The following is a 12576-nucleotide window of genomic DNA, read 5'->3' as shown; positions in this document are numbered from 1 at the left end:
TATATGGAAAGGATGTGGTTACAGGTGCCAAATTCCCGTATGCCCGATCCTGACGATGCTCGTTGGAAAGAGCGCATGCAAGCAGATCCGTACCGCTCGTATTTGTATTCTTATCCGCACAAAACGGCTTACCGCGAGCTGACGCCAGAGCTGTCTTTGGAAGAGCTGTGGCGGGACGAAGAGGCGGAAACTTTTTTCCTGTACATGCACATTCCGTTTTGCGGCGCCCGGTGCGGCTTCTGCAATTTATTTACACTGCCGGACAAGCGTACGGATGCGCACCGGCAATATGTGGACGCGCTTGAGCGGCAGGCGAGGCAGTGGGCGCCCTATGTGAGCCGCAAGCCGTTTGCGCGTTTTGCCATCGGCGGCGGAACGCCTACGCTGCTTGAGCCTGCGCTTTTGGAACGGCTGTTCGGCATCGCCGAAGAGGTGATGGGACTGGATGCGGCGCAGGCGTCCATCTCCGTCGAAGCGTCTCCCGAGACGGTGACGCCGGAGAGGCTGGGCATTCTTCGCGAGCGGCAAGTGGATAGGATCAGCATGGGCATCCAAAGCTTTGTCGAAAAGGAAACCGCCGCGATTTACCGTCCGCAAAATCCGCTGGAGGCGGAGCGGGCGCTGGATGTGTTGAAGCGGTACGATTTTCCGATATTGAATCTGGATCTGATTTACGGTCTGCCCGGACAGACGGTTCGATCATGGCTGTATTCGCTGGAGCGGACGCTATCTTTTGAACCGGAGGAAATTTTTATTTATCCGCTGTACACCCGGGAGCACACGATTGTGAAGCCGGGGGACCGCCGGTTGAGCGGCGACGACGTGCGCATGGACTGCTATGCCGCCGCGCGCGAACGTTTGCTGGCCGAAGGGTATACGCAGTATTCGATGCGCAGGTTCGCCAAGGAGCGGGCGGGCTCCCGCAAACATCCGCTTCCCTACGGCTGCCAGGAGGAAGGCATGGTCGGGTTGGGCTGCGGGGCCCGTTCGTACACCCGGCGCGTTCACTACTCGTCCCGCTACGGCGTCAGCCGGCAGGCGACGGAGAGCATCATTGCCGATTACGTTGCCGCCGCGCGGTACGATTTTGCGGATTACGGCATTGTCCTTGGCGAACGGGAGCAGAAGCGGCGCTTCATTTTAAAAGCGATTTTGCATCGTGAAGGCTTGCCGCTTCACTCCTACAAAGCGCGGTTCGCAAGCGATCCGCTTGGCGATTTTCCGGAGCTGGATGTGCTGCTGAGAACGGAGTGGGCTGTGCTGTCGGAAGGGGTGCTTCGGTTGACTGATGAAGGTTTGGCATATTCCGATGCGATCGGAGATTGGCTTATTTCACCAGAGGTACGCGAGCGGATGGAAGGGTACGTGTTCACATGAAGGCGACGTTATACTACCGGGGCAGCCTGTCCTCCTGCAATTACGATTGCCCGTACTGCCCGTTCAGCAAAAACAAGGATAGCGCCGAGACGCTTGCCAAGGACCGGATGCAAGTGGACGTGTTTGTGGACTGGGTGCGCCGGCAAGCGCGTGAGGGGCACCGGCTGTCGGTGTTTTTCAACCCGTACGGCGAGGGTTTGATCCACCGCTGGTACAGGAAGGCGATCACGGAGCTGTCGCATATGGAGCATGTCGATAAAGTGGTGATCCAGACGAATCTGTCGGCCATTTTGGCATGGACGGCGGAGCTGAATCCGCACAAAGCGGCCTTCTGGGCCACTTACCATCCGGGACAGACGGGCGAATCGGCTTTCCTGGCGCAGTGCGGCGAGCTGCATGGCCGCGGCATACCGTTCAGCGTCGGGACTGTCGGGGTAAAAACGGCCTTTGAGGCGATTGCCTCGCTGCGCCGGGCTTTGCCGGATGACGTGTATGTGTGGGTCAACGCTTTTAAGGATAAAAGCGGCTATTATACCGAAGCCGACCGCGCATTTTTGCGCGGGATCGATCCGCACTTCGAACGCAATCTGATCGATTACGAGAGCGCCGGCAGGCGCTGTGCGGCAGGGGAGTCGGTGTTTTATGTGCAGGGCTCCGGCCTGGTGAAACGATGTTATCAGGACCGCCAGGTGATCGGCCATCTGTACCGGGACGGCCTGGAACGATTGTCCGGCCCGCAGACGTGCAGGATGAAAAGCTGCGGCTGCTACATCGGCTATATTCATCTGCCGGATCTTCGCATGGCGGAAGTATACGGGGACCGTATGCTTGAACGCATCGCAACGCCGCTGGCATAGCAGCTTAGCTGTTTCAATCGAAATGGATGCCTACGACAGCCGCCGGCAGCTATACGAACAAGCTTGATCGATCCTGCCGTATGGTTGTTGTTCGACGATCTAAATGTACTCATCCCTTGAACTCGAATAATAAGTTGGGAGCCGGACTGGAAACCGCTACCACTTGCGAATTGTGGAAATCTGCTTGAAATTTCATACAGAAATTGTACTGATTTCGTAAAATCGAAAAATAGGCATGAAAAATCGAACAGAATCGTTCCTTGAGCGGGAAAAATGACTTTTGTATGCAAAAAATCAAACAGAATAGCGCAGAAGGGACTGCAACCGGTTACAGCATCCACCCGACGCAGCCTGATTCGAGATCGAGCACGCCAGTGTACATGCGCCGAACATCCCCCATCCTGTCAGTAGCCAGGCGGACGAACCCAAATGATGGGGTCTCCGCAAGTGTTTGATCCTTTTATCAATATTATTGATAAATTATATAAGATCATTCTAATTGACCCGCTGCTCTACCTGTGATAGGTTCAAGAGAGTAAATTAAAAGCTGATACGCATACTAGGAATTCATCATTTTTTGCATGTTATGAGAGGTGGATATTTTTTGGAACTTCAAGTCATGAACAGTCCCTTTAATCAGGAACAGGTAGAATTGCTAAATCGTCTGCTTCCTACGCTAACGGAAACCCAGCGAATCTGGCTGACCGGTTATTTCGCGGCTCTTCAAGGATCGGCATCTGCAGCGGTATCCGGCGCGGCGCCTTCGGCAGCTGCAGCGGCTCCGGCAGCGAGTGCCCCGGCGATTCCCAAAGAAGTGACCGTACTCTTCGGATCACAGACCGGCAAGTCCCAGGGGCTAGCCAAAAAGGTGTCCAAGAAGCTGGAAGAGCTCGGATTTCAGGTGGCGCTCTCCTCAATGGCAGACTTCAAACCGAATAATTTGAAAAAGCTCAAAAACCTGCTTATTCTCGTGAGCACCCACGGGGAAGGAGAGCCGCCGGATAATGCGATTTCATTCTATGAATTCCTTCATAGCAAAAGAGCGCCGCAGCTGGAGGATCTGCGCTTTTCCGTACTCTCGCTCGGAGATACGTCTTACGAGTTTTTCTGCCAAACAGGCAAAGATTTTGACAAAAAGCTGGAAGAACTGGGCGGCAAGCGGCTTACGCAGCGCGTCGATTGCGACGTGGATTTCGATGAGCCTGCCGCGGAGTGGATGAATCAAGTTGTAAGCTCTTTAAGCGAAGCTTCAGCAGCCTCAGTCGTTGCAAGCGGAGCGGGAGCGGCGGCGGTTGAAAGCGGGGGCGAATCGCAATACTCCAGAACGAACCCGTTTCAAGCCGAAGTTCTTGAAAATTTGAACCTGAACGGCCGCGGTTCGGATCGTGAAACTCGCCATATCGAGATCTCGCTGGAGGGGTCCGATCTTCAATATGAACCGGGCGACTGCTTGGGCATTTATCCGGAAAATCACCCTCGTCTTGTAGACGAATTCATCGAAGCTATGGGGTGGAGCGCCAACGAGCCCGTTGCCATAAATAAAAATGGCGAAAAGCGTCCGCTGCAAGAGGCGCTGCTTCGTAATTATGAAATTACCGTACTGACGAAGCCGCTGCTTGAGCAAGCTTCGAAACTTAGTCCGGATAATGGGCTGCAAGAACTGCTGGCTGCAGGACGTGAGCAGGATCTTAAATCGTATCTTGCCGGACGGGATCTCTTGGATCTGGTTCAAGATTACTCCTTTAAGGGCGTATCCGCCGGCGAATTCGTATCGATCCTGCGAAAAATGCCTGCCCGGCTTTATTCGATCGCAAGCAGCTCCAAAGCTTTCCCCGGCGAGGTTCACGTTACGGTGCGCACGGTACGTTACGATTTGCGCGGAAGAGAGCGTTACGGGGTGTGCTCCGTGCAGCTCGCGGAACGCATCAAGTCTGGCGATACGCTGCCGGTTTATATTCAAAACAACCCGAATTTCAAGCTGCCTGACAATCCGGAAACGCCGGTCATTATGATCGGACCCGGAACCGGCGTTGCTCCGTTCAGAGCTTTTTTAGGCGAACGGGAAGAGAGCGGAGCCGAAGGGAAAGCATGGCTTTTCTACGGTGATCAGCATTTCTCCACAGATTTTCTGTATCAGATCGAATGGCAAAAATGGCTCAAAAACGGCGTGTTGACGCACATGGACGTCGCGTTCTCCCGCGATACCGACCAAAAAGTTTACGTGCAGCACAGAATGCTTGAAAAGAGCGCTGAGCTTTATAAATGGCTTCAGGAAGGGGCATGCGTCTACGTTTGCGGCGACGAAAAGAAAATGGCGCACGATGTCCATGCGGCTTTGGCAACGATCATTGAACAAGAGGGCGGTTTCAGCGCGGAAGAAGCTGCGGAATATTTGACCCGGATGCAGCAGCAAAAACGTTATCAAAGGGATGTTTATTAAGTTTCGCATCCCAAAGATCGCAAGAGGAGTGAGGGCAACATGTCAGAAAATAATTTACTTTCAGCGAACAGTGCGCCGCATAGCGACGTAGAACATATCAAAATCAGAAGCAATTACTTGCGCGGCAGCCTAGAAGAGACGCTTGAGGATCGCATCACCGGGTCCATTCCCGAGGATGACAACCGGTTGATGAAATTCCACGGAAGCTACATGCAGGACGACAGGGATCTGCGAAATGAACGGCAAAAGCAGAAGCTGGAGCCGGCTTATCAGTTCATGCTCCGCGTACGCGCCGCCGGCGGGATTGTCACGCCAGAGCAGTGGCTGATGATGGACCGGGTCGCACGGAAATATTCCGGCGGAACGATCCGCCTGACGACCCGTCAATCTTTTCAGCTTCATGGCGTAATCAAGTGGAACATGAAGCAGACGATTCGAGAAGTAAACGATGCGATGCTAAGCACGTTGGCCGCTTGCGGCGACGTAAACCGCAATGTGATGTGCAACCCGAATCCGTACCAGTCGGACGTTCATTCCGAAGTGTACGAGTGGGCCCGCCGTGTCAGCGATCATCTTGATCCGCGAACCAAAGCCTATCACGAAATTTGGCTTGACGGCGAAAAAGTGGTGGACAGCCAGGACGGAGTAGAGCAAGAGCCGATCTATGGGCCCGTTTATTTGCCGCGCAAGTTTAAAATAGGCATGGCTGTACCGCCTTCCAACGACGTAGACGTATTCTCGCAAGATCTCGGATTCATCGCGATCGTAGAAGAAGGACGTCTGAAGGGCTTCAACGTTTCGGTAGGCGGCGGGATGGGGATGAGCCACGGCGATCCGCTGACGTACCCGCAGGTCGCGCAAGTCATCGGATTCATCAAGCCTGAGCAAATGATTGACTTGGCGGAGAAGACGGTTACGATTCAACGGGATTATGGCGACCGCTCGGTGCGCAAGCATGCCCGTTTTAAATACACGATCGACGACCGCGGTATCGATTGGTTCATTGAAGAACTTACCGCTCGCCTGGGCTGGAAACTGGAGGAAGCGCGTCCGTACCATTTTGATCATAATGGGGACCGGTATGGTTGGGTGAAAGGGAATGACGGAAACTGGCATTTCACCTTGTTTATCCAAAACGGACGGGTCAAAGACGACGACAATTACCTTTTGATGACGGGATTAAGGGAAATTGCCAAGGTTCACACCGGGGATTTCAGGCTTACTCCAAACCAGAACCTGGTTATCGGGAACGTAAGCAAACAGAAAAAGAAAAAGATTGAAGAACTGATCAAGGATTACGGGCTCACCGACGGGCACAATTACTCGGCATTGCGGAGAAATTCCATGGCCTGCGTCGCTCTTCCGACTTGCGGGTTGGCGATGGCCGAGTCGGAGCGCTACCTCCCGGATCTGTTGAATAAGATCGAACCTATGCTGCAGGAGGCCGGATTGCAGGACAAGGAGATCGTCATTCGCATGACCGGCTGTCCGAATGGATGCGCCCGCCCGATGCTGGCGGAAATCGCGTTCATCGGCAAGGCGCCCGGCAAATACAACATGTATTTGGGTGGCGGCCATTCCGGTAACCGGCTGAACAAGCTGTACAAGGAAAACATTGGCGAAGCGGAGATCCTGGAATCGCTGCGGCCGATTATCGCTCAATATGCGAAGGAACGGCGTGAAAACGAGCATTTCGGCGATTTTGTCATTCGCGCGGGCTATGTCAAAGAAGTTCGTTTCGGGCAAGACTTTCATTCATAAACAAGCTTGCCCGAAAATGAATCGCGCCAAAGGGCGGCTAATCAGGATGCCCTGCGTGCCGGGTTTTAAGGCACCCTCCTGATTGCGCGGAAAAAACCTGCAAAAGTACAGTTTTTACTCGATGGATACGCTGGCCGCGACAAATTCCTGCAAATGTGCAGGCTTTTCGCCGTGAACATGGGCTTAGATTCATTTTCATCGAAAATTCCTGTACTATTGCAGGTTTTTCGCCAAAACGAACGATTTTTATGGAAGAAACCTGCACAATCGCAGGTTTTTTTTGTTACACTCTCACTTCAGCTCCGCAACCCGTGTAGGAGAGGCATGGATTGGCGAAGAGGGCTGGGGTGTGCTCCTCCAGTCCTTTTAACCCGTCACAGTAGAATTGGTCCATTAATAATCAAAGAAATTGGCACTTTTCCTCTACCATTAGCCTGTTTATCATAATAACTATAAATAACTCTTGGCGTAGGGGAGAAAAAAATCATGTATATTCCGTCGCATTTTCAAATTACAGATGCATCAATCGTTCATCACATAATAAAAGAACATAGTTTCGCCACTCTGTTTTCTCAGCACGATGGAATGCCGTTCGCAACTCATTTACCGTTAATGTTGGACGAGGAGAACAAGTATTTATATGGCCATTTTGCCCGTCCGAATCCTCAGTGGAAAGATATGGAGAATCAAACCGTTTTGGCCGTTTTTCACGGTCCTCATTGTTATATTTCTCCCTCTTGGTATGAGACGAATAAAGCCGTGCCGACATGGAATTATGTGACCGTTCATGTCTACGGAGAAGTCGAACTTGTGAAGGACGAGGCCGAGTTAATGGCTTCCTTGCGCGACTTGGTATTGAAATATGAAGCTCCTGACAGCTCATACAAATTGCAAGATGTGGACGCTGAGTTTCTCGCCGGTATGAACAAGGGGGTTCAAGGATTCAAAATAAAAATCAGCAGCATGGAGGGGAAAGCAAAGTTAAGCCAAAACCATTCGTTACAACGGCAGGAGCTGGTTATCAGTCAACTGGAACGGATACCAAATGCGGATGAGCAAAAGATCGCCTCTCTAATGAAAGCCAATATGAATCTATCCGGAAGTTGAAAATCATAGTAAAGAAGGTCTTGCCAACCGCAAGGCCTTCTTTTTGTATTCGTCCGATGACACCGGTTACGGTGCGATCATGTTTTTAAATTGTGCGGTTAAGCTTTTCAGCTCGTCTTCACGTTCCAGATAGGCGAGAAGGGCCTGGATGAGCGGTGCGTTCGGCTGTTCTTTGGCAGTTTCTTCGCGCAGCAGGCGGATCAGTTCGAGCAGTTCCCCTCGCTCGGCTTCGCCCGTCGGCAGTTCCATGACCGCGGCGGCAAGCCTGTCCAGCAGAACGCCGGTTGTTGGCGGCTGTTGATCATTCATCGTTCCATAATGGGTGTACTGCATAAACGACGAGGCGGATAACAGCGGCTTTTTGCCTGCGGCGATCATTTGCGCGGTCATTCCATCCAGCCTCTCGATGATGAATGCGGCCGTCTCCTCCATCGACAACAGCTCCCGCTCATACGTCACCCAATTCAAAAATTCCTTCAACAGCGCCTTATAAACAAATACCAGATCCCATACGTACGGTTCGATGTCCGGACCGTAGGCGCGCAGCAGACATTCCTTGTGCCAGGTCAACATCCGTCCTCTCGTCTGTACCCGAAGCGGGATGAATTTATCGTCCTGGCGAACCGACATGTTATATTCTGCGAGAATGTGCTTGTGCTCCATAAAATACTGCAAGCGAAAAATCACCTGCTTCAGAAAATGCTCCTTCGGGGAAAGCCCCGGCAGCCGCTTGATCCGCTCGACTTCATCGAAATACCGATTCAGGAATTGCTCGATAATCTCGTTAAATAGGTCTTCCTTGGACGGAAAATATTTGTACACGGACCCTTTGGCAATCCGGCAGTCATCAGCTATATCCTGAATCGAGACGGCAGTGAAGCCGCGCAAGGAAAAAAGTTTGGCCGCCGACCGGGTGATCTCCTGTTTCGTCATGCTCATGATCATTCACTCCTTCCCAAGCCTTGACACGTTATGACTCATAGTACATAATAATAAACATTAAGTCAATCATGACCGATAGTTTAGTTAACGAGACTTGCGGTCATGATAGCTAAACGAATTGGGAGGAGTGTTGGAACATGGAATCATTGTTCAATTGGGAGACGGCTGCTCTGGTTGTCATCGATTTGCAAAAAGGTATTGTCGGGTACAATTTGGCGCCATACACCGGCGAACAGGTCGTGAGTCGGGCGGCTGCGCTGGTTCAAGCTTTTCGGGAAAAAGGCGCTTTTGTCGGAATTGTGCGGGTATCGAGCAAGGACGGCAAAGATATGCTGAGGCCCAAGCTGGATCAGGAGCAGCCGCAGCCGGTCAGACCCGACAGCTGGGACGAGATCGTGCCCGAAATCGGCGTGAAAGAGAGCGATTGTTTTATTACGAAGAAACAGTGGGGCGCATTCCACGGCACGGAGCTGGATTTGCAGCTGCGCCGCCGGAAGATCGAAACGATTGTGCTGTGCGGCGTCGCCAGCGGAATCGGCGTCGACACGACGGCGCGGGAAGCGTTCCAGCATGGCTACCAGCTGGTTTTCGCCATCGACGCTATTTCGGGTATTTCCGAAGCTGAGCACGATTATGTCCGGCAATTTATTTTTCCGCGTATTGGCCGCATCCGCACGACGGAGCAAATTTTGCAGACAACTGGTGAGTAGCGATGAACGACGACCCTGTTGTCCGTTCCGGGGAGCCGCGGCCGGCAGACGAACCTGGCGAAAAGAGCGGACTTTACCCTTGGCTGGTGCTGACGGTTACAAGCCTGGGAGCTTTTCTCGTGGTGGTGAGCATCGGCTCCCTCAATGTCGCGCTGCCTGAAGTAAGCAAACATTTTCATGCCGACGCGTTAACTTCGAGTTGGATTTTGCTTTCATTCATGCTGGTCAATACGATTCTGATCCTTGTTTTCGGTCAGATTTCCGATATTTTCGGCCGCAAAAAGCTGTATCTCGGCGGGATGGCGCTCTTCACCTTGGCTAGTCTGACGAGCGGTTTTTCTCCCAACGCCGTTATATTGATTGCGCTTAGAGTTTTGCAGGCGGTGGGCGGGGCGTTTGTAGTCGTGAATACGACTGCGCTCATCACCGACGCCTTTCCCGCCAACCGCCTCGGTACCGGACTAGGCGTCAATATTTTGACGGCTTCCGCGGCGCAGCTGCTCGGGCCGGTCGTTGGCGGCCTCATTGCCGCAAGCTGGGGCTGGCGGTGGGTATTCTGGTTCAATGTGCCGATCGGCGTCATCGCTGTCCTGTGGGGCACTTGGATTTTGCGGTCCGCTCCGGCCCGGCCTGTCCGCGAACGAATCGACGGGCTTGGCGGCGTGCTGCTCTTCATCGCGCTCGGCGGTCTGGTCATGGCGCTTTCCGAAAGCGGCGATCTGGGATGGAAAAGCGGCACGGTGGTCGCCGGACTGGCGCTGTTTGCCGTCTTTGCTCCGCTGTTTATATGGCGGGAACACCGCGCCGCTTCTCCGCTCCTGGATTTGCGTCTGCTTCAAAGCCGCGGCTTCCTGATGGCGAATGTGGCTAACTTTCTCAATTCGTTTGCCCGTTCCGCTGTGGTGCTTCTTTTTGCGCTGTTTTTTCAGTTCGCCTACAAAATGAGCGCGTTCGAAGCCGGCTTGCGGGTGCTGCCGACGGTTATCGGCATGCTCGTCATATCGCCGATAGCGGGCTTTTTGACCCGCCGTTTCAGCACCAAGCTGCTAGCCTCGACCGGGCTAATCGTCTCGATGGCAGGCCTGGTCCTGCTGCTGCTCTCCATCGGACCGGAGCTGTCGTATGGCCTTACCGCCGCGGCTATGCTGCTGGTAGGGAGCGGGGCGGGGCTGTTCCTGACGCCGAATACGACCGACATCATGAACTCCGTGCCCGGCAGTCGGAGGGGTGTCGCCAACGGGCTCCGTTCCATGCTGGGCAATATGGGCCAAGTGTTGAGCACGGCCGTTACGCTGATGATCGTTGGAATCGGGCTGCCGCCGAGATTGAAAAATGTGCTGTATTCAGGCGCGGACGCCGTCCTGTCCCGTCCCGATCTGGCCTTGATCGTCCGGGGTTACCGCTGGGCGCTAGCCGCTCTGATGATCGCCACGCTGCTCGGGCTGGCCGCTTCGCTGTCCCGTTCCGGAAAGCAGCCGGGCGAACACGCCGGATAGGAGAGGGGCCGGGGGCAGAGCCGATCTTTCTACACGGTTGCGGAGCTGAAACGGTGGGACACAAGACGCTTGGTAGGGAGAAAACCTGCGAAAGTGCAGGCTTTTTCCATGAAAGCACCTCATTTTGACGAAAAGCCTGCGATTGTACAGGAATTTTCGATGAATGTGAATCTGAGCCCATGTTCGCGGCGAAAAGCCTGCACAATTGCAGGAATTTTTGGTGGCTAGCGTATCAACCCTGCAAAAAACTGCACTTTTGCAGGTTTTCTTCACGCAACGAGGCGAATTTGTGCGACCGGCCAGCTCTGGCGGGTCGTTTCCCAACAGCCAGATAATGGCTGTTTTTTTATTTGCCTAACGACGATTGGACAAGCTTCGATTCGTTAAGACGTTGCCGCAGAATACAAAAGTCAGGCACGCAATCTTGCACATATGATACTACATTATTGAAAATAATTTCAAACCTATGATATACTCGATTTGTGCCCGGGAGCAAGTGCAGGGTGGGCAAGAAAGAGAATTCGTTCTTTGAAAACTAAAAATGAGTGAAAATGTATTTTTCATCCATGAGAAGTAAATGAAAAGCAATAAATAACAACCGGCTCTTACCAGCTTGGAATCTTTTCTTTCACTTACTTGAACATAATTACAAGAAATAATGAATATTTTTTTCGGAGACAAGAAGCAAACGAACCCATTTTAATCATTGAGGAGTGTCAGCATGAATATTGCAAAACTTATTGATCACACGCTTTTGAAAGCGGATGCAGCATTGGCGGAAGTTAACAAACTGATCGAAGAAGCAAAAAAATACGAATTTGCATCGATATGCGTGAATCCGGCTTGGGTGGCCCATGCGGCCAAAGCGCTTGCGGGTACCCATGTAAAAGTATGCACCGTCATCGGTTTCCCTCTCGGGGCGACAACTTCGGCCGTTAAAGCGTTTGAAACGCAAGATGCGATCGCAAACGGTGCACAGGAAGTGGATATGGTTATCAACATTGGCGCTTTGAAGGACGGCAACCATGAGCTGGTCGAGAATGATATTCGGGCGGTTGTGCAGGCTGCATCCGGTAAAGCGCTCGTGAAAGTGATCATTGAAACCAGCCTGCTTACGGATGAAGAAAAGGTGGCGGCAAGCCGGTTGGCGGTTCAGGCGGGTGCGGATTTTGTCAAGACGTCCACAGGTTTTTCTACGCATGGAGCAACTCCGGCAGATGTAGCGCTGATGCGAAAAACAGTCGGTTCCGACATCGGTGTCAAAGCGTCCGGCGGCATACGCAGCAAGGAAGACTTGGATGCACTGGTAGCAGCCGGGCAACCCGGATCGGGGCCAGCTCCGGCGTCAAAATTATGGAGGGCGGACGGTCGGCGGCTTCGTATTAAACTCGGAGTATTTCGCCGCGAAGGAGGAAACGATATGAAAGATACAACCGATCTGAAGGACTTGCTCATTCAGGAAGCCATCGAGGCTCGAAAACAGGCTTATGTGCCGTATTCAAATTTTCAAGTAGGCGCAGCCGTTCAAATAGACGGCAAAGTGTACCGCGGCTGCAATGTGGAAAATGCTTCATACGGCCTGAGCAATTGCGCGGAGCGCACGGCGATTTTCAAAGCGGTGTCGGAAGGCTGCCGCAGCATCGAAGCGATTGCAGTAGTCGCCGATACGATAGGGCCGGTGTCTCCTTGCGGTGCTTGCAGGCAAGTTATCGCGGAGTTCAGCACGCCTGACACCCGGATTTACCTCACGAATCTGCACGGCAATACGACAGAATGGACGATGGATCAACTACTGCCCGGCTTTTTTCGTCCAACGGACATGGACAAGTAATTCACTCAGTGAATGATGAGGATTGAACCTGTAAAGGTTGATCCTTTCTGCACCG

9 protein-coding genes and 1 pseudogene are annotated in these 12576 nt (G+C 52.8%); 9 read left to right on the top strand and 1 reads right to left on the bottom strand.

What is annotated here, in order from left to right; genetic code table 11:
• The first annotated feature begins 39 nt into the window (after window positions 1–39).
• From AC6RNO_RS02675 to AC6RNO_RS02655, 5 genes are all read left to right on the top strand, one after another.
• A complete protein-coding gene (locus tag AC6RNO_RS02675; RefSeq protein ID WP_474683262.1) occupies window positions 40–1377 on the top strand; it encodes an STM4012 family radical SAM protein in 1338 nt (445 codons plus the stop codon).
• The gene (locus AC6RNO_RS02670; protein WP_497104439.1) at window positions 1374–2234 is read left to right on the top strand and encodes an STM4011 family radical SAM protein; all 861 of its coding nucleotides are present in this window, start codon (window positions 1374–1376) and stop codon (window positions 2232–2234) included. Before AC6RNO_RS02675 ends, AC6RNO_RS02670 begins: the two co-directional genes overlap by 4 nt.
• Window positions 2235–2838: 604 nt before the next feature.
• A complete protein-coding gene (locus AC6RNO_RS02665) occupies window positions 2839–4674 on the top strand; it encodes an assimilatory sulfite reductase (NADPH) flavoprotein subunit (protein WP_497104438.1) in 1836 nt (611 codons plus the stop codon).
• 39 nt (window positions 4675–4713) lie between these two features.
• Window positions 4714–6435, top strand: a complete 1722-nt coding sequence (gene cysI, locus AC6RNO_RS02660; protein ID WP_497104437.1) for an assimilatory sulfite reductase (NADPH) hemoprotein subunit — start codon at window positions 4714–4716, stop codon at window positions 6433–6435.
• Window positions 6436–6921: 486 nt separating this feature from the next.
• Window positions 6922–7542 carry an FMN-binding negative transcriptional regulator gene (locus AC6RNO_RS02655; RefSeq protein WP_497104436.1) on the top strand — a complete coding sequence of 207 codons (621 nt, stop codon included), beginning with the start codon at window positions 6922–6924 and terminating at the stop codon, window positions 7540–7542.
• Between the two features lie 66 nt (window positions 7543–7608).
• Here the strand turns inward: AC6RNO_RS02655 and AC6RNO_RS02650 are convergent, their stop codons facing one another.
• The gene (locus tag AC6RNO_RS02650) at window positions 7609–8481 is read right to left on the bottom strand and encodes a TetR family transcriptional regulator (RefSeq protein WP_497104435.1); all 873 of its coding nucleotides are present in this window, start codon (window positions 8479–8481) and stop codon (window positions 7609–7611) included.
• A 140-nt stretch (window positions 8482–8621) separates the two neighbouring features.
• Here AC6RNO_RS02650 and AC6RNO_RS02645 point away from each other — a divergent pair, with 140 nt between their 5' ends.
• The 4 genes and pseudogenes from AC6RNO_RS02645 to AC6RNO_RS02630 all read left to right on the top strand — a co-directional run bounded on the left by AC6RNO_RS02645 (window position 8622) and on the right by AC6RNO_RS02630 (window position 12521).
• Window positions 8622–9194 carry a hydrolase gene (locus AC6RNO_RS02645; RefSeq protein ID WP_497104434.1) on the top strand — a complete coding sequence of 191 codons (573 nt, stop codon included), beginning with the start codon at window positions 8622–8624 and terminating at the stop codon, window positions 9192–9194.
• A gap of 2 nt (window positions 9195–9196) precedes the next feature.
• Complete coding sequence (locus AC6RNO_RS02640; protein WP_497104433.1) at window positions 9197–10690, top strand: DHA2 family efflux MFS transporter permease subunit; 1494 nt, start codon at window positions 9197–9199, stop codon at window positions 10688–10690.
• A 721-nt stretch (window positions 10691–11411) separates the two neighbouring features.
• A pseudogene (gene deoC, locus AC6RNO_RS02635) lies at window positions 11412–12076 on the top strand (deoxyribose-phosphate aldolase).
• A gap of 34 nt (window positions 12077–12110) precedes the next feature.
• A complete protein-coding gene (locus AC6RNO_RS02630) occupies window positions 12111–12521 on the top strand; it encodes a cytidine deaminase (RefSeq protein WP_497104432.1) in 411 nt (136 codons plus the stop codon).
• Window positions 12522–12576: the final 55 nt, after the last annotated feature.

The organism is Paenibacillus sp. sgz302190, assembly GCF_059820445.1.
Note: the sequence above shows the minus strand (reverse complement) of the source record. Positions and strands in the feature narration are given on the sequence as shown.

Bases quoted from the DNA above. Each gene is read 5' to 3' on its own strand.
- AC6RNO_RS02645 (WP_497104434.1), top strand. From the start codon at position 8,622: ATGGAATCATTGTTCAATTGGGAGACGGCTGCTCTGGTTGTCATCGAT.
- AC6RNO_RS02670 (WP_497104439.1), top strand. From the start codon at position 1,374: ATGAAGGCGACGTTATACTACCGGGGCAGCCTGTCCTCCTGCAATTAC.
- AC6RNO_RS02630 (WP_497104432.1), top strand. From the start codon at position 12,111: ATGAAAGATACAACCGATCTGAAGGACTTGCTCATTCAGGAAGCCATC.
- AC6RNO_RS02640 (WP_497104433.1), top strand. From the start codon at position 9,197: ATGAACGACGACCCTGTTGTCCGTTCCGGGGAGCCGCGGCCGGCAGAC.
- AC6RNO_RS02650 (WP_497104435.1), bottom strand. From the start codon at position 8,481: ATGAGCATGACGAAACAGGAGATCACCCGGTCGGCGGCCAAACTTTTT.
- AC6RNO_RS02655 (WP_497104436.1), top strand. From the start codon at position 6,922: ATGTATATTCCGTCGCATTTTCAAATTACAGATGCATCAATCGTTCAT.
- AC6RNO_RS02675 (WP_474683262.1), top strand. From the start codon at position 40: ATGCCCGATCCTGACGATGCTCGTTGGAAAGAGCGCATGCAAGCAGAT.
- cysI (WP_497104437.1), top strand. From the start codon at position 4,714: ATGTCAGAAAATAATTTACTTTCAGCGAACAGTGCGCCGCATAGCGAC.